The organism is Flavobacterium sp. CR10 (assembly GCF_055814415.1).
The window spans coordinates 2,297,150-2,318,863 of sequence record NZ_CP185985.1; the positions used below are offsets into that span (position 1 = coordinate 2,297,150).

Here is a 21,714-nt window from a genome sequence, read left to right on the forward strand (position 1 = left end):
GGGGGAATACTTTACGCTCACGAGCGAGATGCTCGCTTCAGATATAAATATTTTAAAACGGGTTTTCTCCTCTTTTAGCTCTTTCTATTCTACTGTCAACTAGGCTTTTTATAGTTAAATTGCTTAGAGGTGTAATCCAATCTTGTGTTTCGCCGGATGGATGTGCTGTATAAATTTTTGGATTTTCACCTTCATCCAGGTAAATAAACAAAAAACGTTCTGTCGAATATACATCAATAACATAAAATGGTCGTGAAATTATTCTTTCATTATCTAGTAAATCTTGTCTTGTAGATTCTTGTAATTCTTTTTGGTCTTCATTTACACCATAATCACATACATAACAATACTGGCCAGCCAAAAAAAGTAATTCTTTAAGAACTTTTGGGAATGATTTTCCTGTGTTATAGAGTTGTTCTAAATTTGCAATTTCGTTTAAAGTAATTCCTTCAATTTCCAAATTGAGTAATTCTCCAAAATTTATTGGATTTTCTTTTAATTTTTTTAAATATTCTATTTTCATGGCTTTTTAAGTATTGTTTGAATATCACTATATGATTTGGCACTTGGATGTGAAATCATTCTAATTTCTAAAATTTTGCCTTCTTGTTTGGCTAATTCTTTTAAATATACCAAATAACTTTGACAGCTTGTGCAAGCATATCTCGGCGATTCTATATTTATTGCAAATCTATTGCCTTTAGTCCAATGTTCCCCCTGCTGGCGCGAGCGTCTCGCTCGTGCACACACAGGAAAGTCAATTAATATCAATTTCTAAAACAGTTTGATCGTTATCGCCATAATTTCTAGCAGAGCTGTATTTCCAATCTATAGGATTAGTTACAAAACCAGTTTCGAGAGGGTTATTATGAATATAGTTTAACTTTTGCTCAAAAACTTTTAAAGACCAGATTTCAATAGGTTTGTTATTCTGCTGCCAAAATTGCCTGAATTTTACATTGCTGTTTTTCTTTCCTGCTCTTTCAAACATCCAGAGCATCCATTCTTTTCTGCTTTCTTGCGGATTTTCTTCAATTGCTTTGAGCATTTTTCTAGAAGTAAAACCTTTGAAATCTCTTATTAGACCAGAAGGATCTCCATTTTCAGATCTGAAAATTAAATGAATATGGCTAGGCATGATACAATAACCATAAATCTCCATTCCCTTGTTCTTTCTGCAGTAATCTAATGATTCAACAATGCACCCAAAATACTCTTCTCTTGTAAAAACATCTATCCAATATACAGTAGAAAAACTTATAAAGTAAGCTCCAGTTTTATCTCCAAACTTGTATTTTCTGCTCATTATTTTTTTGAGCTAATATAAGAAATACTTTACGTTCACGAGCGGGACGCTCGCGCTAGCGGGGGGAAATCTCGTATTAGTCCAGAAGGATCTCTATTTTCAGATCTGAAAATTAAATGAACGTGACTTGGCATTATGCAGTAGCCATAAATCTCCATTCCCATGTTCTTTCTGCAGTAGCCTAATGATTCTACAATGCTCCCAAAATACTCTTCTCTCGTAAAAACATTTATCCATTAAACCGTAGCAAAACTTATAAAATAAGCTCCAGTTTTCTCTCCAAATTTGTATTTTCTGCTCATTTATTATTTTTGAGCCAATGTAAGAAATACTTTGCGTTCACGAGCGGGACGCTCGCGCTAGCTGGAGGGACGCTCGCGCCAGCGGGGGGAGTGGGCCACTCAAGCCAGCGAGGATCTTCTTTTTTCATCATCCAGATAAACCTTATAACCTAAACAAAAAACATCTAATAATGATGCTTTAGTAGCTTGAATTGTTGCAAAATATAATTGATCAATCAATTTTATTTCAGTGACAAAGAAATTTGTCTTATAATTGAAATTATATTCAGCTACTGAAGTTTCGATTGAATTGGGGTCATCTATATCAATTGTAAATTGTTTTTGGTTCTCAAATATTTTGTTTTTTTCAGACAGAACATTTAAACTTTTAATTTTTATTATGAAATTATCAAAATAATCTTTGGGAAAATTTATCAACTTTTTTTTATCATTTTTGTTCAGTTCTATTCTTTCTTCATTAGTTCCTAAAAAAAATGGAATACCTGTGAAATTATTGATGCTTGACCTTTCAATTATTCTTTTTTCAATGTCCTTATTCCAATTAAAAGCAGAAAAACATAAACCACCTCCTAATGAATAAATTTCTTTGTAATCTAAATCATCAATATTTAGTTTGTAATTTTCCTGATCATTAGTAAAAGATTTTTGTAATGAATAGGATAAATTATATAATCTGTTTTTTATTTGTAGTCTATAATTGAAAGGCCCATACATTAGACCGTCAAAAATAATTTCAAAATTTTTACTCATAATTAATTATATTTTAGTTGCGTCAATTAGAACAATATTAATTTTTGGAAACATTTTATTAAATTGTATAACAATACCTTGACAAGATGTACAATATGCATTTTCGGATATTATCTTTAATGTGCCCTCATAGTTAAGAAATTCGTCAGTGATTTTTGCATTAGGTTCTAAAGATAAAGCAAGTTTATTTAACATTCTAAATTCCGAATCAGTGTTTCTAGTCCATTTTACATCTAAAGGCGTAAAAATATATGGCTCTGTGTCTGCAATTTCTGATTTAATACTTCTAAATATTCTAGTTCCAGTTAAAGAATCTAGTAAATTATCTAAAGAGTTATTGTTAATATTTCCTTCTAAGTATCCAAAGTTACCAGCACTGTTTCCTGCGGCTCTGTAATTTAAAATTGTTTGTCTAGCGAGATCCCATTCACTTTTAGTTCCTCTAATCGCATTCGGAATATTTAAATTTCTAAAATCTCGATAAGCTCTAATTTTACCCTCTATTATTGTATTGGTATTGGCATTTTTTCTTAAAATATACATTTCGGCTAACAATTTTTCTCTTGTAGTTTGTAATGCATTAATCTCTGCAGCTGTCATTCTTTCAATTGCTGCAGGATTTAATTTTAAAGCATCAACTTCCCCTGCTGGCGCGAGCGTCTCGCTCGTGCACACACAGGAAAGTCAATTAATATCAATTTCTAAAACAGTTTGATCGTTATCGCCATAATTTCTAGCAGAGCTGTATTTCCAATCTACAGGATTAGTTACAAAACCAGTTTCGAGAGGGTTATTATGAATATAGTTTAACTTTTTCTCAAAAACTTTTAAAGACCAGATTTCAATAGGTTTGTTGTTTTGTTGCCAAAATTGCCTGAGTTTTACATTGCTGTTTTTCTTTCCGGCTCTTTCAAACATCCAGAGCATCCATTCTTTTCTGCTTTCTTGCGGATTTTCTTCAATTGCTTTGAGCTTTTTTTTAGAAGTAAAACCTTTGAAATCTCGTATTAAGCCAGAAGGATCTCCATTTTCAGATCTGAAAATTAAATGAACGTGACTTGGCATTATGCAGTAACCATAAATCTCCATTCCTTTATTTTTTCTACAGTAGTCTAATGATTCTACAATGCTTCCAAAATACTCTTCTCTCGTAAAAACATCTATCCAATATACCGTAGCAAAACTTATAAAGTAAGCTCCAGTTTTATCTCCAAATTTGTATTTTCTGCTCATTTATTATTTTTGAGCTAATGTAAGAAATACTTTGCGTTCACGAGCGGGACGCTCGCGCCAGCGGGGGTATTTTTTTTGAGTTTAAGAGATTTGGTTTTCTCTTTTGATTTTAAAAACAACTCAAAGATTTTTGGTCTTTGAGTTGTTTTATTTTTTGTAGATCTATTTTTAGGACAAGACAACTTTGCGTTCACGAGCGGGACGCTCGCGCTAGCGGGGGGCTATGTGCTAATGAGTATTTCCGCTCACATTAGTAAATAGAATTGGGAATGCATTTTTGTTTTGAAAAAACTTACAAATATGTTGTTCAAAAATGATTTAATTTATAAACTTGCATATAATAAATTGAAATTTTAGGTTTGATAGAATCAAATAATATAAATAATGGTAAAAAAAACATTTACTCCAAAAAAGAAAAAGACAGTTTTGATGAGGATAATAATCTTTTCTGTTATGCTTACAATTGCAAATATCAGTTATAGCTGTTTTAAAAAAAATGACCCGCCTCCAGTGTACGCTGAAATACCAGATGTAAATTTTAAAGCTTATTTAAAGACAATAGTACCACTGGCTTTTACTCCTGATGGTAAATTTATTTCAAATCACTCTTCTGTTGCTTTATATGATGGAGTAATAAGTGTTAGAAGAAAGAATATTACATCTTTATCGGGAATCGAATATTTTACATCTTTGACTACATTGGATTGCTTTGATAATAAAATTACAGCTTTAAATCTGAGTAAAAATAAGGCTTTGACAAAAATTTATTGTCCTTATAATAAATTAATACAACTTGATTTAAGTAAGAATACAAATTTAACAGAATTAAATTGCAGTAATAATCAAATGAAAACTATTGATTTAAGTGAAAATTATAATTTGACTGCACTTATTTGCTATAATAATTTGATTACAACTCTTAAGTTTGGAAACAATGAAGTTTTGAGGAAAATTAACTGCGCCTATAATAAACTTGCCGTTTTAGATGTAACTAAAAATAAAGGATTAATTGAACTTAATTGTATCAATAACTTACGTAGTACTATTGTTATTATTGACCCTAATAAATTATCGCGACTTTATATAGATAGTTTTATTATATGCAACCATCCTAGTATTAAGATTTTCAAAGACCAAGGCGGTAATTTATTTGGAACTTTTTCTGAAATACTCCCATCATTTACTTGCCAATAAAACTAGAAAATAATGAGTTATGAGTATTTTCATTTTTTAATTTATTTATAAATTTTGATTTTTTAAATATTTATATCTGTTAAATTCTTTTTCGATTTGATCAATATGTTCACTCATAATATTAAATGCGTCAATATTATCATTTGGAAATTGAACAGACATAAAAGATCTAAAATCGTCTCTAACGCCCTTTAGTGAAAGTATGTTCTCGAATTCAGTAAGAACTTTAATTTTGTTTTTTATAGTTTTTGCTTCTGAAATAGCATTTTTTATTCCATTTGCCCCATATATAGATGATAGCAAATTATAATAACTTAAAAGCTCTTGACCTAATCTATATGGATGGTCTGATGTTGATTTTGATTCATCATATTTTTTGATTTGATCCTGAAGTCCAGCACCTAATGTATTGTTAATTATTGTAAAACCTAATCCTAAGGACTCATAAATAATTTCACTTAAAAAAACAGCTTGATAAAGTTTTAAAATAGGAAATATAACTCCTGCCATTGTGGCTCCTCTTTCCAAGAGATTAATTATATTTTGTGTATCTTCATTTTGATCTATTAACCATTTAAGAGCAAAGGCCGGTATAGGCATGATATCCCCATAGGGTAAATTTAGGCCATTAAATTCTTGGTTAATTATAGCAGGTGATACATAAATAACATCATCATAATTTAAAATAGCCCCCTGCTGGCGCGAGCGTCTCGCTCGTGCACACACAGAAAGTCAATTAATATCAATTTCTAAAACAGTTTGATCATTATCGCCATAATTTCTGGCAGAGCTGTATTTCCAATCTACAGGATTAGTTACAAAACCAGTTTCGAGAGGGTTATTATGAATATAGTTTAACTTTTGCTCGAAAACTTTTAAAGACCAGATTTCAATAGGTTTGTTGTTTTGCTGCCAAAATTGCCTGAATTTTACATTGCTGTTTTTCTTTCCGGCTCTTTCAAACATCCAGGGCATCCATTTTTTTCTGCTTTCTTGCGGATTTTCTTCAATTGCTTTGAGCATTTTTCTAGAAGTAAAACCTTTGAAATCTCGTATTAAGCCAGAAGGATCTCCATTTTCAGATCTGAAAATTAAATGAATATGACTAGGCATGATACAATAACCATAAATCTCCATCCCCTTGTTCTTTCTGCAGTAATCTAATGATTCAACAATGCACCCAAAATACTCTTCTCTTGTAAAAACATCTATCCAGTATACCGTAGCAAAACTTATAAAGTAAGCTCCAGTTTTATCTCCAAATTTGTATTTTCTGCTCATTTATTATTTTTGAGCTAATGTAAGAAATACTTTGCGTTCAGGAGAGGGATGCTCGAGCCAGCGGGGAGCGCGATCGGGTTAATTCATATTTTAATACTTATAATTAACATCCATATCATAATTATTTGATGCCCATGTACCTTGTAACATTTGAATTAAAACCTCTATTATTTTAATTAATTCTGCTACAGGAAACGGATTTCTACTGTATAAATGCTTAAAATCTTTATCGTTAGTTTGAATTGATTGTAATTCAGAAACTGATATAAAAGCCCCTTTATTCTGTAAAGTTATTTTAACATTTTGCAAAATTTGAATCATCGTCTGTTCTTCTTCTGTACTTACTAAAATTCTTTTCCAAGGAAGAGTTAAATAACCACTTGAAATACCATTAATTATACCTTCATGTCCCATAATAAATAAATTTTTATTTATAAAAGCGTATTGAGGTTTTTCAAGTTCTTTATGAATATAGTATATCATTAATTGCATAAATTCTTCTGCAATATTGAAACCTTTATCATTTTGGTATTGAATAAATGCTGATGCCATATTATTAGTAGTTTAATTTTATTAATTTATCAATGTATTGATTATGATTTTGTATAATAAACTGATCTATTTGATTTTTTAAAAAATTTGGATTAGAATTCACTGCTAATGAAATTTGATCAAAATATTTATAATCTATTACTACATAATCTAAGGGCGGAGTTTTATTAATCTTATTAAAGTGTACAGTAATTGACTTTTTAAATTCTTCAAACCAATAGTTCACAGAATCTATTCCATTCTTTGTCCAAGGAATAATTACATTTTGACCTATTCCCATTGTATCATAACTAAGACCAGTAATATCATCAATTAAGTCTCCTGCTTCATGTTTCAAAGAAGCTCTAAGTTTTTTGTTTAATTTTAATTCAAGTTCAATATAATTATCAACTTCATTTAATCTAATATAATTCCCCGTTTTTGAATCGGCAAAAAAAGGTTTTAGCATTTCAGCTCTTCTTTTGTTAAAATAACTAATATTATGAGTTGCGTCAGGAAATTCTAAAAGTCTGTTAAATTTAAAATTAGTTTCAATTTTCAAACTCTGAAATACCTCATTTGGAATGTCACCATATTTTTCTAAAAAGGTTATCATTTTATCTTGACCTAAAGCCACAAACTCTGTACGTAACACTCCATCATCATAATATCTCTTCCAATTAGTAATTAATTGTGGATTATCAGCAAATTTAGCAACACTTTCGCTACCAAATGTATCAATAAAAACTAATTTTCTTTCATAGCTAAGAGTGTTTATTATTGGTTTGGTATTTGGTTCGTCAACATAACGAATTAAAGCATTAGTTCTTGTTTGGTTACAAATGTACATAGTGAATTTTGCTTCTTCTAAGCCTTTTTCACTCAAAAGAATCCAATTGTCAAGATAACTTCCATCACGAATACCGCTTGCATTTCTCCCATTGTTCAATAATCTCCAAAATGCAAGATCATCAATATGTTGAAAATCTGTCATGAACTTTAACCTTTGAGCATCAGTAAAAACAGAATTGTATTTTAAAAGAATGTAATTAGTAGCATCTCCGAGATCTAAGGTGTTTAATTTGTTTCCAAATAAGGTTAAAACTACATTTTTATTACCTTTTAGTGTTGTTAATAAATTGATCATTTCTGGAGCAAGACCATGAGCAACACCCGAGGGTAAGGCTTCAATTAAATCTAAAACTTTTCCTGCCTCACTTACTGCATGGGCCTGTGCCGTTAAAGATAAACCAACTCCTAAAAAAGTTAAGGATATAAATATTTTTTGACATCCTTCTAAAATTTTTCTTTTAGCCTCATTATTTTCTGTAGTTATTAGATATTCGTTAATTTGTGTTAAAGAGCCAGCTGTAAGTGTGAAAATGTCGGCAGCCCCTCTAAATCCTTGCCATATTTCAATCGCTTCAGTTGATTCAATTCCACCAGCCAATGCTCTTCCTATTTTGGTAGTATATTTTAAATATTGTAAGTCTTTAAGAATACTTGTTCCTCCAGTAAAATAAATTAATAAAGCGTCAACGGTTAAATTTGCAGCTAATGCAACTCCAGCATCAAAATCAGCTAGACGATCATATTCTTCAATAAAATGAAACAGAAAGGCAGGCAATGTAGCCGATTTCGGAATTCTTAAATCTAAATTTGATTCATATCCGCAAAAAGAAATTTGCTGATATAAATGGAAAGACCCAAAATATTCATGACCTATCTGATGTCGACTAAAAGCTCCTGCATGAGTATCTTGTGCGTACAGTCTTGTTATATCAATTTTTTTATCATTAATTGATGATTCAAAACGCTGTCGCGACGAAACTATTTGTTGGTCGGAAGAAGTTATAAATGTTAGAAAGTTCTTTTTATTAAATTCTTGAGGATTTATATTAAAATAATTATCGGGATCAACTCCTTTAAAATGTGGCCAAGGATGAGGGATAACAATACCTGGACGTATGTAATCTAAATTATACTTAGAAATTTTCCATAATTCGTAAATAGCAAATGCGAAATATTTTCTATTAGTTTGTTCATTAATAAACCAATTTACAAAAGGGTATCTTTCTAGTCTTGCATCTGTTAGCGTATCGTAGATAACTTGAAAATTAGTCTCAGCACCATTTTCTTTTTCAAGTAAAAAATCTAAAAAGTGATTTGCATGTGATGGATGTATAGATATAACAAGTTTTACAAGTACTCTTTGATCCTCTTGCGATAAATTGAATTTTAAATATTGTTTAATACATTTAATAATCAGCTCATAAGGAATTACGTTTAAAGCAGATGGTGATAATATCTTTAATAAATATTCTACTTTGTCATCAGCAGGGTAATATGCCAAATTTTTAGTCTTATTACATATTTGATAAAAATTTTGTAGGCTTGAAAGATAGGCTTGATAGTCTTCTAAAGTAGATGAATTAGAAAATAAAGCCTCAAAACTATCTTTGTATGGTCGAGGAAACCCGTCTAGAGGTATGTCATAGTAATATCCCCAAGTTCTTTTAAAATTAAATAATAGTTTTTCGAGATCTGTAAAATCATTATAATCAATAATTCCATTTGCAACATCTTGCTCTTTCTCGAAGAAGTGACTATTTGAAGCAATAAGGGGAATAATATCTCGATTAATTTCTCTAATTTTAAAAATAATCAAGCCCATTGCTTTCTTAATCAAAGTTTTTTTGGTATTACTTACTGACCATGAATTTATAAAATCTCCCAAATTTTTTTTATAAAAATGACCGCCAGGAAGCACTGATTGATTATTGAGAACAATGACAGCATTGGAGCCATCAGTATTAATTTTATAGTCAACGGTTCTAAAATCTTCAACTATTGGTTTTAAGTACTTGCGAACGCCTCTATTATCAATTGTGTTTTGTAAATTAAAAGTGTATTTTTTTTCATTATAAAAATAATCATAAGGTTCTTCAAAATCAATTGAAGTAACCGTTATCTCTTCACCCTCAGTAGCTAGAATCTTTTCAAAATTATATTTAACCAAATTATCTAGTGTGGGAACAGGTTCAACGTTTTGAATGTATTTTAAAAACATTGTTTTGTCGTAATAGCCCGATAGGTTTGGTTTTTTTCGATCCTCTCGTTTAAATTCTGATTGTTGATAATATCTATATTCTTCTGAATTTAATGAGGATAAAGTAAAACCAACTAAAAAGCCTTCGACATCAAAAGCTGGTTTTTCAAATAGATGTATCCTTACCGGAGTTCCATCTTTTAGAATTGCGGTAGTAGTCATTTATAAAACGGTATTAATATTAAAAAATGGAATGCTAATGTCTAAATCTGGCATATACTCACTATACCCCTTACTAAAATGATATCTCCTATCAAGCGAGTAAACAAAAACAGCATTGGTAGGTTCTTCTAGTTTATTATTGCCTTCAGCATTTTCAGCCACAACCCCAACTCTATATTTTTGATATTTAATGTCTTCAGGCGAAATCAATTCGTTTTCATCTTCAAAAAGATCAATCAAAAACAGTCGAGGATTTTTCATATCACTAGAAATCAAATCTTTTATAATTTCATTTTCCTCTTTAGTTAATCCTAGGATAATTTTGTTGGGTGTAGAACCATCAAGTGTTTTTAATTCTAAGCCAGTAATGGTTTGTGTGCTGTCTGTAAACAGTTTTAAATTGTAATAGTAAGGATCAGGTAACTCGTATGTTTTGCTTTTAGTTACTGCACTACTGGCAGAAGCCGTAGTTTTTGTATCAGGGGTAGTACTTCCAGTTGCAGAAACAGCATTATTCATAACATCTGCCGCTTCTGTTACATAAGTAACACGGGCAACGGTTGGTGTTTCTTCAATTCCGGTTTCAATAACGTCATTTACTGTTACCGTTTGTGCAATAGAAATTCCCTGCTGTTTTTTATCATAAAACTCATTGATAAGATTCAGTTTTTCAGAAGTCATTCTAGAATAACTTTGATCTGTGCCTAATTTTAATAAAGGTTGTGCCTTAATTAAATTAAAAACATTATCAAAAAAGTTGGCTTTTCGGTATAAAATCACCAAATCTCCGTTTTCATCTTGTGTTGTTCCGGCAGTATACATATTCACTTTTCCCTGATAAATTAAAAGACTTAATGCAGCAATGTTTTTACCTTCAACAGCAGGAGTTGTTAATTGTATTGTTGAGGTTAACTCACTATAATTTCCTTCTTCATCAGGTGGTAATCGTAGTCCGTCAGCATTAATGAAATTGTCTTTTTGTGCATTGGCAACTTTACCAATTTGTCCGTAAAAAGCAGTGTTGTTATTGTTGTCGGTTGGAAATTGTAAGTACAGATTATTTGTCGTGACCGTATTGGCCTGTTCTTGATTGTTAATTAAAACTGGCCATCCAGAAGTGCCATAAGTTACGGCTGTCATAGGGACTTCATTGGTTGCCGTATCTTTCAGTAATCCTGTTTTTAGGTTTTCAGAACCTTCGCCAATTTTATAGTTTTTGTAAAAATCGTAACTGCGTGTACGGTCACTTTGAATATAAACGTACCAATTGTTTTTAGTCGAAAACTTATTAAGCAGATCATTGTAAATAGCAGCTCCTTTTTTCTCCGTTTTTTCTCCAGAAGCAGTTGCTGTAACTACTCCATTTTCAGCATGGGATCCATAAAAAGCAGCAATATCAATAAATTGAGTACTTTGCTCACGTTGTAATTTTTTAATGAAATCTGTTGAACCATCTACTGTAATTTCTGCGAAAGGTTTACGAGCATATTCTAAATTGAAAGCAAATTCAGTATTGTCAAAATCATGTTTGTAATCGCCGTAATTTAGAACAACATCAATTCCGCATTCTCCTTTTGCAAAGTTTCCTAATGATTTTCCAATATCGATTAACGGTAGTTCGAAATCGTCTTTTTCATCAAAAGTATCGCCAGCTGCGACAAATTTTGACTCTTTAAAAAAGAAGTCAGAAAGCGGGATTGATAAAATTCCATTAGTGACATCATCGTCTTTTTCTTTCTCATAGCCAATAAATTTAGCTGTGAAAGGAGGAACGTCAATAGGAGTTTTTCCATCAGCTGCTTTTCGACCTTCGTGAAAAGCGTTGAAATCGATGTTTATCTTGTCGATAAAGTCAGAATACGATCCTTCATTCTTTTTAACTAAAGGCTCTGCATCATTGGTAAAAAAATCACTTTTCTGTAAACCTCTGTAAACAAAATATTTGATGTTCAGTCCAGGAAAAGGCTGGTTGTAAGGACGAAGAATTAGATTCACTTTATCAGGATTGCCAGTTTGTGGCTGAACCAAAACAACTCCTTTGCAGATCGAAAAGGCTTTTTTAGGCTCATTACCTATAGTAAATCTAGAAGTCAGGTTAAAAACAGTTTCAGATTGAGGTCCAAAGCCCTGATCTGACAACTGCGCGGGAAGACCTCCCGACTCTATAAAAAAATGGGATTTTGCGGACATATTTTAAGTATTATTTGTTCGTTGGGATAATTATGTTTAACACATAGAAACATAGATTCAGAGTGGTCTAAAAAGGCGTTTCACTTGTTTTTAAGTAATCATTAGCTGTATGGAAGAAATATATTTCTCTTTAGTATTCTTTAATTTATTCAAGAGAAACGCTGTTTCTATGTGTTAAAAAAAGTTATTTCTAATGCCAAATTAGTAATGGAATTTTTTATTTAAACCACTTAGGCTTTACGGTTTTGTAGATGAATCGTCCAAGTAAAAAGATGAGGATAAGAAGCAGTACTCTGCCTAACCAGATTTGTGCTTTTTGCCAAAAAGTGAGATAGTTGGTAAATTGGGTAATTGTGATTGTTTTCTCTTGGACATCTTTAACCTGTTTCGATTTCCAATGGGCATAGAGTTCTTGTTCTTTGAGATTGCAGTCTACTTGAAGTTTATTGTTATCAAGTCGAACCCTTGGGCTTTTTAATGTACGCCCTGGTTCGGCCTGAATAACATTTTTAAGGATTACTTTTCCGTTAAGGCATTCTAATAATGCATTGTACGAACTGCTGTCTTTTGCGATTTTAAAGATGGTATCGTGTAGAGTTTCGGTAATGGTAATAGTCTGAGTTTTGTTTTCATTTTGCACTGGTTTGCGACTTCGACACGAAATCATGATCAGGATAATGAAAAGTGAAATAACAAGACATTTTAGTTTTTTTGTCATAATTAAAGTTGGTTTTTAAGTTTTGGTTTTAGAGACGTAAAAAGCCTTTAACGGTTTTTATGTCACGTTTTCTTCTGGCCACTTTATAGCCTTCGCGTCCGCCAGAATCATTGGTGTTTCCTTCGATGGTATAAATCGTATTTCCGGCAATCTTCTCGACAAATCCAGCGTGGCCTGTACCGTTATTAAAGTCTAGAATGAAAACATCTCCAGGCTGAGGTGTCTTTTTTACCAAAAGCGGTCTTGAGTTGTATTGATCCAAAACACCTCCCGTTTTCTTTAAAGGATTTTTAGCGTTCATTTGGGCAGCGGCGTTTTGTGTGCACCAATAAATAAAAGCCATGCACCAGGCGTATCCTTTACCAAGTCCGACGCTTCGTAGATAAATTTCGACTTCAGGGCCTGAATTGCTGTTTCTTGGTATTTCTTCGACACCAATTTGTGCCGTTGCGATTGCGATCGTTTTTTGAGCTAGTGTCATGAGCTTTTTCCGTTTAATTGTTTAAATTTTTGTAGTTCGTCAACCAATTGCTGGTTGATCAGCATGAGTTCTTTGTGCTGTATTTCCATTTTTTTTATGGTTTCTGTAGCGGCGGTAAGTCTTGCCGTAATATCGTCTAGAAGATCTCGGTAATATTTTACGGCGCTTACGGCATTGTCGAGTTCTGCTGCGCGGTCTTCTGCAAGTGATTTTCGCATCGAAAAGAACCAAGTAATAAAAGCTGCAAAAAATGCGGTTAAAGTGGGGTATAAAAACTGTTCCATTGAATGTGTTTAAAGTTGAAATGTTGGGTTTAAAAATTGTTTTTTGAAAGACAACTTGAGAGTTGTTTTTAGAAAGGAAGTCTATCTGGATTTTTTCCAGTTTCTTGGCTCATTTGTTTCCTTTTTCGATTGCAAAGATTGGGTTAAAAAAGCCCTAAAAAAAATGAATGCAAGGTCTGCGAACATTTGTATTCTAGGGCTTTACAGGGTTGTAAGGAAAGCGAACAGAAGTCGTTTTAGATGAAGTAAAAGGCTCATCTTTGCATCACAATTAGGATGCTTTAGAAGATTAAAAAAGAATGATTTTTCTTTTATATGTATTAAGAAGATCTTTCCTGATTGCTCATAAGTTCTTCTATTTTTTTTAGTTCAGAAGTGATAGGTGTACAGAGAATTTCGTACAAAGTAGTTCTCGAAATCGGATAAACCGGATAGACGTATTTACGCCACACAACAGTGGTTGGGATATCTTCCGTTTTGTGTTTTTGATACAGTTCTTTAATGAGTTTGTAACGCATTAATTTATTTTTTTGAATTCCGAGACTTCTGTTTGAAGATATAGGCATGAGAGATAATATTTTGAATGATAGAAAAAAGAAAAGTTTTAAGAAGAACGAAGTTTGAAAAAGAGTTAATAGTTTAAATTATAAACAACATCATATTTAAGACAGCCAAACCATTTGATCATATTCAATAAATGGTTTTACTTCCCGATGCCATTTTTATATTGAACCTCGTTCTGAGGTTGTATTTGTTAAAGATTTTATTTAACAATCTTGGTCAGCAAACTCCGCATGACAATCCTGTTTCCAAAACCTTTTAGGTCTGGATTCCAATAGAAAGAATGAGTTTTGGCTGTTTATTATAAGGGCAGAAATCGCCCGTTTATCGGTTCCTGATTCTCTTCATATAGAAGAAGAAACAGGAACCATTTTTATTTAGCTGCTTTTTACGGTTGCAGTTTGGAGGTCGTTTTAGCCTTTGTAAGTGGCTTTTGTGTGTTTTTTGAATCTCGGATTTTTGATCACGATACTTTCGTACTGATTAAAAGCCAGACGCTCTTTGTGAGATAAGTCATTGTTACAGTTCCAGTTTCCGAGACCGTCTTTAAAGATGGTATGTTCGTTTACTTTGTAGCTTTCATGATCTGTAATTGGCTTTATTTTTACGCTCATTCAGGTATTGTTTAAAAGTTGTTTTTAATTTGAAATAAAACCATTCTCTAAATAAAAGGATAGGCTTTAAATTGGTCAGAATTAACAAAATAGTTAATAACAACGAAAGATAGATGTCGTGATTAAGCTGCATGGTTTTGGTCATTTTGCTGGTTAAAAAAATCAAAAGCATACCCCTGTAAAAAATCAACAGAAGACATCGATAGCGGAATATTGCTTCTTACACCATTTTCATCAATTCGGCAAGCTTCAATAAACCAGCTTGAACGTACAGGTTTAAAAGCAGATGCAATAATTTCTACACCATCGGTAAATTCTTCATTATTAAACTCCTTTGTCAGTTTTTGAAGCTCTAAAACTCTAGAACCTTTCAAATTTCCTTTGGCATCTTTTTTTAGAAGATTGAAAACAATTTTAACCAATGAAGCAGTTTCTTTACTGGTAGAAAGTGACGAAATATAGTTTTGGACTTTTTCAATTCCAATTGTTACAGTATCATCCCAACCTTCATTAATGCGATAGCCAATCGTGATTTCTTCTTTGTCATTAGAAAAAGTGTGTGACATTTGTTTTTCCTTAAAACCATAAACCTGATTTTTTAAATCCAGAATAGTTTCAAACAGTCTGAATGTTTCTGTTTTTGCATTTCGCATCATTTCAGACGTTTCGTGTAATCTGGAAAGTGCTTTTGGGATCGTTTCAGCAACTAGTTTTTTATAGGCATCTCTTTCTTCATTTTTCTTGTTTTCAACTCTCTGAAGCGCTTCTTTTAATTGTTGAGCAGAAAATTGAGTTAAATCCATAACAGGTTTCAAATGGTTTGCAGTTGTAGTGTTCATAATAATTGGCTTTTAGTAAATTAATATTTCTTCTTTAAATGGATCTGCATAATAAGGTTTGAAATTATGATGTAAAGCAAGTTTCAAAACCTCTTTTATTTTACTTTCAATATTTGACGGAACAGGGCGTGGAGAAGCAGTTTCATCATCCAGAATATGCATCCATTGAAAACGTTCCTGATTGATACAGATTCTTTCTCCAGCTGTAAAAGTTTTGCTTCTTTCTGAACAATATTGAAGTGCCAGATATAATAATGCGATACGATCTTCGATTTGTGTTTTATTCATAATTTTTTTCTAATTGATTTTTTAATTTTTTAATGTCAGATTCTATTAAATTCCTTTCGGAACTGTTAGGATTTTCGATTAGCCAATTTTCCAATTCCCGAATTTTTTCCTTGATTTGATTTGTTTCCATATTTTATAGTTTTTTTGTTTTGATGATTAATATTACATTTTAATCGTAGTTTTGTTCCTATTACTCGTAGTGGCTATTTTTTTACTACTTAAAAAGGTTGTAATTTTTTGTTAATCAATGTTTTTGTTTTATTTTGTGATTTGTTGTTCAAAAGCTTGATTCATAAAATTGTTAAAATTTCTGTTGTTTTTAAAATTTATTTTTCTTTACTTTGCAAATATAATGTAAAATAATACATTAAAACAAATTTTTAACGTAAAAAAATACGTCTTTTTATGGGGTCAACTGAAAGAATGCGCGAATACCTTGATTATAAAGGGATAAGTAAATATAAGTTCTGCAATGATTTAGGCTTTTCTAATAAATTTTTAGATAATAGCAGTAATATGGGAACAGATAAAGCGTGTAAAATTTTACACTACTATCCAGAAATAAATTCCGAATGGCTTTTAACAGGAAATGGACCTATGATTAAAGAGGATAACACGAGTGTAATGATCATGAAAAACGACAGGAAAACCGCTGATGCCATTCATGTAAATCAAGAAATTCCATTATATGATTTAGAAGCTGTTGCTGGATTAAGAGAGTTATTTAATAGTGGCGAACCTCAAAGAGTTTTGGATACCATAAAGATTCCAAACTTGCCTAAATGCGATGGTGCAATTTCGGTTACGGGAGACAGTATGTATCCGTTGTTGAAATCGGGAGACATTGTTTTGTATAAAGAAACTGAATTTGAAAATATCTTTTTTGGAGAAATGTATCTTTTGAGTGTAAAGCTAAATGATTGGGAGGAATATATTACGGTAAAATATGTACAGAAATCTGATCAAGGACAAGAATATGTAAAATTGGTGAGCCAGAATTCGCATCATCAGCCAAAAGATATCCATATTTCAAAAATATCAGCATTGGCACTTATAAAAGCCAGTATTAGAATAAATACGATGATGTAAATTATTTCGATTTTAGAATAAAGCCTTTAAATACCAAAGTTTAAAGGCTTTTTTTATTTCAATTTTGAACTTCATCAGGAGAACAAAAGCATCAAATTTAGATAGCTAATTAGAAAAAGCTTATTTTCTATAAAGTCTAAAGAAAAATCATTTTTTTGAATCTTTTCTCAAAATATAAACACTAAAAATCTTTAAAAACATCATCAAAATTCAGCTAAAACAACATAGAAAACATAAAATAGATATTAAAAGTCAAAATGACAATAACTTATTGAAATCTAGCATTTGCTGAATTTTTCGTTTTATTTTGGCTTTAAAAAAACGATTTATTGAAAAAAAATTTTACTAAAACGTTTTTGTAAGTTTCACTTGCATATATTTGCGATGTACTAAAATATTCAACAATAAATTTTTTGTCCGATGAAAAAGATTACAATTAGAGATATTGCGAAACAGGCAGAAGTTTCTATTTCTACTGTGTCTTTTGTGATTAATGGAAAGGGCGAAAAAATGGCAATTAGTCCAACGGTAATCAAAAAGGTCCAGGATGTAGCGCAAAAACTGCAATACAAACCAAGTATGATTGCGAGTAGTTTGAGAACAGGAAAAACAAGATCAATCGGACTTATTGTAGAAGATATATCCAATCAGTTTTTTGCAGATTTGGCTAGAGTGATTGAAGACGAAGCAAAAAATATAAATTACAGAGTTTTTTATTGTAGTACAGGCGATGATAATAACCGTTCAGAAGAATTAGTGCAAAGTCTTTTGCAAGCCAATGTTGAAGGTTTTATTATTACTCCGACTCGAAATTTAGAGAAAACAATCGGACAGCTTTTAAAATTGCAAAAACCTGTTGTTTTGATTGACCGATATTTTGCCAACCAAAAAGTAAGTCACGTTCTAATGGACAATTACGAAGCATCTTATTCGGCCACTAAATTTTTAATCGGGAAAGGAAAAAAGAATATCGCCGTTGTGAATAATGAGTCTGGAATGATTCAGATGAAGCTAAGAGAAAAAGGATATGTAGAAGCCTTAAAAGAAGAAGGAATTTATAATGAAAAGTATACACTTCATTTGGATTATCATTCAAGTGAGCAAAGCAGAATTGAAGCCATTGTAAATTTCTTCAAGAAAAATAAAGAGATAGATGCAGTTCTTTTTTCAGCCAACTATCTCGGGCTTGCAGGACTTCAGGCTTTTAGGATTTTGAAATGTAAAATTCCCGAAGATGTTTCCGTCATAAGTTTTGATGATCATGACAGTTTCAAATTGCATACACCCACAATCTCAGTTATTGCACAGCCCATTGAAGAAATTGCCGTCAAATCGATACAGTTGCTAATGAGTCAGATGACAAATTTGGAAGATTTCAAAATAGAAAAGGTTCTCAAGAAAGGAACTTTGATAATAAGAGAATCTGTTTAACCAATCGAAAATTAAAAACGAAAATTAGAAATTAAAAAGTGGGACTTTTTTTTTAATCATTTCACTAAAACGATTTAGTAAGATTTTTTCTGGATTTTCTTAGACTTTAAAAAACTAAAACAGCTATTGAGATTACTTGTTATTCGAGCTGTAATATTGAAATAGAGTACAATTTTTTATTAATTATTTAAAAACAAACAACTTAACAACAAAACACAAAACAAATCAAAACCAATAACCAAAAAAACGCTTATGAGACGAATATTAGCAGTGTTAGGAGTGATATTGCTTAGCAGTTTGAGTGCTGCCGCGCAAAATCGATTAATAACCGGTATAGTTACAGATGCAGAGAACAAGGGAATTGTCGGTGCATCAATCGAAGTTCAGGGAAAACCATTTAGTGCTATTTCAGATGCCGAAGGCCGATTTAGAATGAATGTTCCCGAAGGTAAAGTTACCCTTAATGTATCTTCTATAGGGTTTCAGTCACAATCAGTGGCAGTTCAAGAAAAAGATACAAGAGTTGCCGTTACGTTAGTTGAAACAACGCAAGAATTAAAAGATGTTGTTGTAACTTCATTTGGAGTTAAAAAACAAAAGAAAAGTTTAGGTTACGCAGTTGGAGAACTAAAAGGCGAGGACCTGACAAAAAATAAAGAAATTAACCTAGGAAACGCGCTTCAAGGTAAAATTGCCGGAGTAAACGTTTCGGCACCAGTTACTGGACCTTCAGGTTCAAGCCGTGTAGTAATTCGTGGAGCAACTTCTGCATCAGGACTTAATCAGCCATTGTATGTTGTAGATGGAATTCCAATTGACAATACACAGCAGGGAAATGCGGGTATGTGGGGAGGCGCGGATAAAGGAGACGGTATGTCATCTTTTAACCCAGACGATATCGCTTCGATGTCAGTTCTTAAAGGTAGTGCCGCTTCTGCTCTTTATGGGTACAGAGGTTCAAATGGCGTTATCTTAATTACAACTAAAAAAGGTAAAAACGGAACGGGAATAGGAGTAGATTTCAGCACAAATTCTTCTTTTAATACACCTGCAAGCCTTTTGAAATGGCAAGATCAATATGGTGCTGGAGCTCCAAATGCGAGTGGTGTGCCAACTAGATTTAACAATTTGCAAGAACTTAGAGACTCATACTATTTTGCATGGGGGGATAAATATGACGGAACGCCATCTTTATCACTTGACGGTAAAACAAGACCTTATCAAGCTTATGGAAAAGATAATGTGGAGAATTTCTACAGAACTGGATATTCTTTCAGTAATACTTTAGCAATTTCTGGCGGAAATGAATCAACAAATTTCAGATTGTCTTTCGGAAATACTAAAGACGAATCGATCATGCCAGAAACTACTTTTGGAAGAAATAACGTGGCTTTGAGTTTAAATTCGGCTCCAAATAAAAGAATTAGCATTGAAAGTAATGCTCAATATATTTCAGAGAAAAGCCATAACCGTCCGTATTTAAATGATTCGCCAAGAAACCCATCTTTTCCAACTACTTTCATGACTCCAGGTTCAGATATTAGATGGTTAAGCAATCCTTATGATGCTAATGGAGGCGAAGAAGACTTTTTAGGAGCAAACGTATATCATACCAATCCTTATTTTGCTACGAAATCTCCATTAAATGATGATCTTAGAAAGCGTTTTATTGGTTCTGCAAAAGTAAATTACAACATTACAGATAAAATTTATGCTAAGGCTGTTATTGGTATTGATGATATTAATTATGAATATACTGAAATTGAACCTACTGGAATAAACTATAATCCAGGAGGATCTATCGAAAACAGAATCGAAACTCGTTCTGAAGTAAATGCTTCTGGTTTCTTAGGATACAAAGGAGATATTGCTAAAGATATTTCATTGGATGCTTTTATTGGCGCAAACCGTCAGCATAACAGATATAGCGGAATCAAAATGAAAGGAAACAACTTTATTGTTCCGTTCAAATATTTCTATGGAAATACTCAGCCTGACAAAACAGAGAAATTATTCTCAGAAAGCGAAGTAAACTCTCTTTTCTATTCTGCAGATATCGGGTATAAAGATTTCTTATTCTTAAGTTTAACGGGTCGTGAAGATTGGTTTTCCACATTAGATCCTGCAAACAATAGTACTTTCTATCCTTCTGTAAGTTCAAGTTTTATTTACTCTGAAGTTATCGGTCTTCCTGAATGGATGTCTTATGGTAAGGTTAGAGTAGGATGGGGTAACGTTGGAGGTGCATTGCCAGATGCTTATGCTTTAGCATTAACTTACACTACACCAGACGGACAGACAGATTCATTAGGACAGCCAATTTTGGGTGTAAACGGAGAAACAATTCCAAACAGAACTCTAAAACCTTATAATGTAAGTACAATTGAGTTTGGTTTCGAAAATACATTCTTCAATAACAGAGTAAGTACAGATTTGACTTTCTACAGCAAAAAAACTACAAATGATATTACAGATGCTGACGTTTCTCAAGCTTCTGGTTACAGAACAACAAAAATTAATGTTGGTGAAATCCTAAACAAAGGGGTGGAGTTTGCTGTTAATGTGAAAGCTATCAAGACGCCAAGTTTTTCTTGGAACGTAGCTTATAATTTTGCTTATAACCATAGTGAAGTTTTAAATCTTTCTGATAAAATTACGACGAAAACATTAGAAGGAAACAGAGATGGAAGAGCTAATGTAGTTTTAGAAAAAGGACAGCCATTTGGAGTGATTAAAGCGTATGACTATTTAAGAGATGCTAATGGAAATATAGTGCTTGGCACGGATGGTAAATTCTTAAGAGGAAACTTAATCATTGCAGGGCAAGGTGTTGCACCAACTTCAATGGGACTTTCAAATGATTTCTCTTATAAAAATTTCACACTTTCTGTTTTTGTTGATGCTAAATTTGGAGGAGAGATCTATTCAGCTACAAACCAGTTAGGAACACGTTACGGATTATCTGAAATTACGCTTCCAGGCCGTGAAAATGGTGTTCAAGTAAACGGAACAGATGTAAACGGAAACCCAGTTAATACAAACGTTTCTGCTTATAATTACTGGAGAAGTTACAGTGATGTAACATCAAACTTTGTTTACGATGCTGATTTTGTTAAGCTTAGAGCAATATCATTTGCTTACAATTTCCCAAAAGCGTATTTACAAAAAACACCATTCCAGTCTGTTAGTTTAGCATTTTCAGCTCATAATTTATGGACTATTTATGACAAAGTTCCAAACATCGATCCTGAGTCAAATTACTCAAATAGTAATGCTCAAGGTATGGAGAGAGCTTCTATGCCATTGACAAGAAACTATGGTTTTGCACTTAATGTCAAATTCTAATTCTAA

The 21,714-nt window shown here is 32.2% G+C and carries 22 protein-coding genes; 4 read left to right on the forward strand and 18 right to left on the reverse strand.

Features of this window, described 5'->3' with window-relative positions:
* Positions 1-52: 52 nt before the first annotated feature.
* The 5 genes from ACNRYB_RS10205 to ACNRYB_RS10225 all read right to left on the reverse strand — a co-directional run bounded on the left by ACNRYB_RS10205 (position 53) and on the right by ACNRYB_RS10225 (position 3,591).
* A complete protein-coding gene (locus ACNRYB_RS10205) occupies positions 53-523 on the reverse strand; it encodes a hypothetical protein (RefSeq protein WP_263525559.1) in 471 nt (156 codons plus the stop codon).
* A gap of 234 nt (positions 524-757) precedes the next feature.
* Positions 758-1,306 (reverse strand): REP-associated tyrosine transposase, encoded by a 549-nt coding sequence (locus tag ACNRYB_RS10210; protein ID WP_433765726.1) that lies wholly within the window; start codon positions 1,304-1,306, stop codon positions 758-760.
* A gap of 401 nt (positions 1,307-1,707) precedes the next feature.
* Positions 1,708-2,358, reverse strand: a complete 651-nt coding sequence (locus ACNRYB_RS10215; RefSeq protein WP_129748872.1) for a hypothetical protein — start codon at positions 2,356-2,358, stop codon at positions 1,708-1,710.
* Positions 2,359-2,364: 6 nt separating this feature from the next.
* Positions 2,365-2,958: a deaminase domain-containing protein gene (locus ACNRYB_RS10220; RefSeq protein WP_473729987.1), complete on the reverse strand. Its 594-nt coding sequence runs from the start codon at positions 2,956-2,958 to the stop codon at positions 2,365-2,367.
* 84 nt (positions 2,959-3,042) lie between these two features.
* Entirely contained in the window at positions 3,043-3,591 is a 549-nt protein-coding gene (locus tag ACNRYB_RS10225; RefSeq protein WP_473729988.1) for an REP-associated tyrosine transposase, read from the reverse strand.
* Positions 3,592-3,975: 384 nt separating this feature from the next.
* Between ACNRYB_RS10225 and ACNRYB_RS10230 the strand changes: the two genes are divergently transcribed.
* Positions 3,976-4,785, forward strand: a complete 810-nt coding sequence (locus tag ACNRYB_RS10230; protein ID WP_433765728.1) for a leucine-rich repeat domain-containing protein — start codon at positions 3,976-3,978, stop codon at positions 4,783-4,785.
* 45 nt (positions 4,786-4,830) lie between these two features.
* On the opposite strand, the gene ACNRYB_RS10235 is transcribed toward ACNRYB_RS10230, so the two are convergent.
* The 13 genes from ACNRYB_RS10235 to ACNRYB_RS10295 all read right to left on the reverse strand — a co-directional run bounded on the left by ACNRYB_RS10235 (position 4,831) and on the right by ACNRYB_RS10295 (position 15,973).
* The gene (locus ACNRYB_RS10235; protein WP_473729989.1) at positions 4,831-5,511 is read right to left on the reverse strand and encodes a hypothetical protein; all 681 of its coding nucleotides are present in this window, start codon (positions 5,509-5,511) and stop codon (positions 4,831-4,833) included.
* A 6-nt stretch (positions 5,512-5,517) separates the two neighbouring features.
* Positions 5,518-6,066 carry an REP-associated tyrosine transposase gene (locus ACNRYB_RS10240; RefSeq protein WP_473729990.1) on the reverse strand — a complete coding sequence of 183 codons (549 nt, stop codon included), beginning with the start codon at positions 6,064-6,066 and terminating at the stop codon, positions 5,518-5,520.
* 90 nt (positions 6,067-6,156) lie between these two features.
* The gene (locus tag ACNRYB_RS10245) at positions 6,157-6,618 is read right to left on the reverse strand and encodes a hypothetical protein (RefSeq protein WP_111363120.1); all 462 of its coding nucleotides are present in this window, start codon (positions 6,616-6,618) and stop codon (positions 6,157-6,159) included.
* Between the two features lie 4 nt (positions 6,619-6,622).
* Positions 6,623-9,868, reverse strand: coding sequence for a hypothetical protein (locus ACNRYB_RS10250; protein WP_473729991.1), 3,246 nt, complete (start codon positions 9,866-9,868; stop codon positions 6,623-6,625).
* The gene (locus ACNRYB_RS10255) at positions 9,869-12,058 is read right to left on the reverse strand and encodes a hypothetical protein (protein WP_473729992.1); all 2,190 of its coding nucleotides are present in this window, start codon (positions 12,056-12,058) and stop codon (positions 9,869-9,871) included.
* Positions 12,059-12,275: 217 nt separating this feature from the next.
* Positions 12,276-12,776 carry a hypothetical protein gene (locus ACNRYB_RS10260; protein WP_473729993.1) on the reverse strand — a complete coding sequence of 167 codons (501 nt, stop codon included), beginning with the start codon at positions 12,774-12,776 and terminating at the stop codon, positions 12,276-12,278.
* Between the two features lie 28 nt (positions 12,777-12,804).
* A complete protein-coding gene (locus ACNRYB_RS10265; protein WP_129748869.1) occupies positions 12,805-13,257 on the reverse strand; it encodes a CHAP domain-containing protein in 453 nt (150 codons plus the stop codon).
* Positions 13,254-13,541 carry a methyl-accepting chemotaxis protein gene (locus ACNRYB_RS10270; protein WP_095931269.1) on the reverse strand — a complete coding sequence of 96 codons (288 nt, stop codon included), beginning with the start codon at positions 13,539-13,541 and terminating at the stop codon, positions 13,254-13,256. Before ACNRYB_RS10270 ends, ACNRYB_RS10265 begins: the two co-directional genes overlap by 4 nt.
* Before the next feature lie 320 nt (positions 13,542-13,861).
* The gene (locus ACNRYB_RS10275; protein ID WP_057119678.1) at positions 13,862-14,107 is read right to left on the reverse strand and encodes a hypothetical protein; all 246 of its coding nucleotides are present in this window, start codon (positions 14,105-14,107) and stop codon (positions 13,862-13,864) included.
* Positions 14,108-14,515: 408 nt separating this feature from the next.
* Entirely contained in the window at positions 14,516-14,716 is a 201-nt protein-coding gene (locus ACNRYB_RS10280) for a hypothetical protein (RefSeq protein WP_473729994.1), read from the reverse strand.
* Between the two features lie 122 nt (positions 14,717-14,838).
* Positions 14,839-15,555 (reverse strand): DUF3164 family protein, encoded by a 717-nt coding sequence (locus ACNRYB_RS10285; protein ID WP_473729995.1) that lies wholly within the window; start codon positions 15,553-15,555, stop codon positions 14,839-14,841.
* A gap of 12 nt (positions 15,556-15,567) precedes the next feature.
* Complete coding sequence (locus ACNRYB_RS10290) at positions 15,568-15,843, reverse strand: hypothetical protein (protein WP_129748866.1); 276 nt, start codon at positions 15,841-15,843, stop codon at positions 15,568-15,570.
* Positions 15,836-15,973 carry a hypothetical protein gene (locus ACNRYB_RS10295; RefSeq protein ID WP_165352492.1) on the reverse strand — a complete coding sequence of 46 codons (138 nt, stop codon included), beginning with the start codon at positions 15,971-15,973 and terminating at the stop codon, positions 15,836-15,838. The genes ACNRYB_RS10290 and ACNRYB_RS10295 overlap by 8 nt, the downstream gene beginning before the upstream one ends.
* Before the next feature lie 275 nt (positions 15,974-16,248).
* Here ACNRYB_RS10295 and ACNRYB_RS10300 point away from each other — a divergent pair, with 275 nt between their 5' ends.
* The 3 genes from ACNRYB_RS10300 to ACNRYB_RS10310 all read left to right on the forward strand — a co-directional run bounded on the left by ACNRYB_RS10300 (position 16,249) and on the right by ACNRYB_RS10310 (position 21,708).
* Positions 16,249-16,932: a S24 family peptidase gene (locus ACNRYB_RS10300; RefSeq protein WP_242502612.1), complete on the forward strand. Its 684-nt coding sequence runs from the start codon at positions 16,249-16,251 to the stop codon at positions 16,930-16,932.
* Between the two features lie 420 nt (positions 16,933-17,352).
* Positions 17,353-18,363: a LacI family DNA-binding transcriptional regulator gene (locus ACNRYB_RS10305; protein WP_473729996.1), complete on the forward strand. Its 1,011-nt coding sequence runs from the start codon at positions 17,353-17,355 to the stop codon at positions 18,361-18,363.
* 252 nt (positions 18,364-18,615) lie between these two features.
* Entirely contained in the window at positions 18,616-21,708 is a 3,093-nt protein-coding gene (locus tag ACNRYB_RS10310) for a SusC/RagA family TonB-linked outer membrane protein (RefSeq protein WP_473729997.1), read from the forward strand.
* The last annotated feature ends 6 nt before the right edge of the window (positions 21,709-21,714 follow it).

Excerpts from the sequence above, each read along its gene's own strand:
- ACNRYB_RS10225 (WP_473729988.1), bottom strand. The coding sequence starts at position 3,591 with ATGAGCAGAAAATACAAATTTGGAGATAAAACTGGAGCTTACTTTATA.
- ACNRYB_RS10300 (WP_242502612.1), top strand. The coding sequence starts at position 16,249 with ATGGGGTCAACTGAAAGAATGCGCGAATACCTTGATTATAAAGGGATA.
- ACNRYB_RS10285 (WP_473729995.1), bottom strand. The coding sequence starts at position 15,555 with ATGAACACTACAACTGCAAACCATTTGAAACCTGTTATGGATTTAACT.
- ACNRYB_RS10250 (WP_473729991.1), bottom strand. The coding sequence starts at position 9,868 with ATGACTACTACCGCAATTCTAAAAGATGGAACTCCGGTAAGGATACAT.
- ACNRYB_RS10280 (WP_473729994.1), bottom strand. The coding sequence starts at position 14,716 with ATGAGCGTAAAAATAAAGCCAATTACAGATCATGAAAGCTACAAAGTA.
- ACNRYB_RS10245 (WP_111363120.1), bottom strand. The coding sequence starts at position 6,618 with ATGGCATCAGCATTTATTCAATACCAAAATGATAAAGGTTTCAATATT.
- ACNRYB_RS10290 (WP_129748866.1), bottom strand. The coding sequence starts at position 15,843 with ATGAATAAAACACAAATCGAAGATCGTATCGCATTATTATATCTGGCA.
- ACNRYB_RS10255 (WP_473729992.1), bottom strand. The coding sequence starts at position 12,058 with ATGTCCGCAAAATCCCATTTTTTTATAGAGTCGGGAGGTCTTCCCGCG.
- ACNRYB_RS10305 (WP_473729996.1), top strand. The coding sequence starts at position 17,353 with ATGAAAAAGATTACAATTAGAGATATTGCGAAACAGGCAGAAGTTTCT.
- ACNRYB_RS10270 (WP_095931269.1), bottom strand. The coding sequence starts at position 13,541 with ATGGAACAGTTTTTATACCCCACTTTAACCGCATTTTTTGCAGCTTTT.
- ACNRYB_RS10265 (WP_129748869.1), bottom strand. The coding sequence starts at position 13,257 with ATGACACTAGCTCAAAAAACGATCGCAATCGCAACGGCACAAATTGGT.
- ACNRYB_RS10220 (WP_473729987.1), bottom strand. The coding sequence starts at position 2,958 with ATGACAGCTGCAGAGATTAATGCATTACAAACTACAAGAGAAAAATTG.
- ACNRYB_RS10295 (WP_165352492.1), bottom strand. The coding sequence starts at position 15,973 with ATGGAAACAAATCAAATCAAGGAAAAAATTCGGGAATTGGAAAATTGG.
- ACNRYB_RS10275 (WP_057119678.1), bottom strand. The coding sequence starts at position 14,107 with ATGCCTATATCTTCAAACAGAAGTCTCGGAATTCAAAAAAATAAATTA.
- ACNRYB_RS10260 (WP_473729993.1), bottom strand. The coding sequence starts at position 12,776 with ATGACAAAAAAACTAAAATGTCTTGTTATTTCACTTTTCATTATCCTG.
- ACNRYB_RS10215 (WP_129748872.1), bottom strand. The coding sequence starts at position 2,358 with ATGAGTAAAAATTTTGAAATTATTTTTGACGGTCTAATGTATGGGCCT.
- ACNRYB_RS10230 (WP_433765728.1), top strand. The coding sequence starts at position 3,976 with ATGGTAAAAAAAACATTTACTCCAAAAAAGAAAAAGACAGTTTTGATG.
- ACNRYB_RS10210 (WP_433765726.1), bottom strand. The coding sequence starts at position 1,306 with ATGAGCAGAAAATACAAGTTTGGAGATAAAACTGGAGCTTACTTTATA.
- ACNRYB_RS10240 (WP_473729990.1), bottom strand. The coding sequence starts at position 6,066 with ATGAGCAGAAAATACAAATTTGGAGATAAAACTGGAGCTTACTTTATA.
- ACNRYB_RS10205 (WP_263525559.1), bottom strand. The coding sequence starts at position 523 with ATGAAAATAGAATATTTAAAAAAATTAAAAGAAAATCCAATAAATTTT.
- ACNRYB_RS10310 (WP_473729997.1), top strand. The coding sequence starts at position 18,616 with ATGAGACGAATATTAGCAGTGTTAGGAGTGATATTGCTTAGCAGTTTG.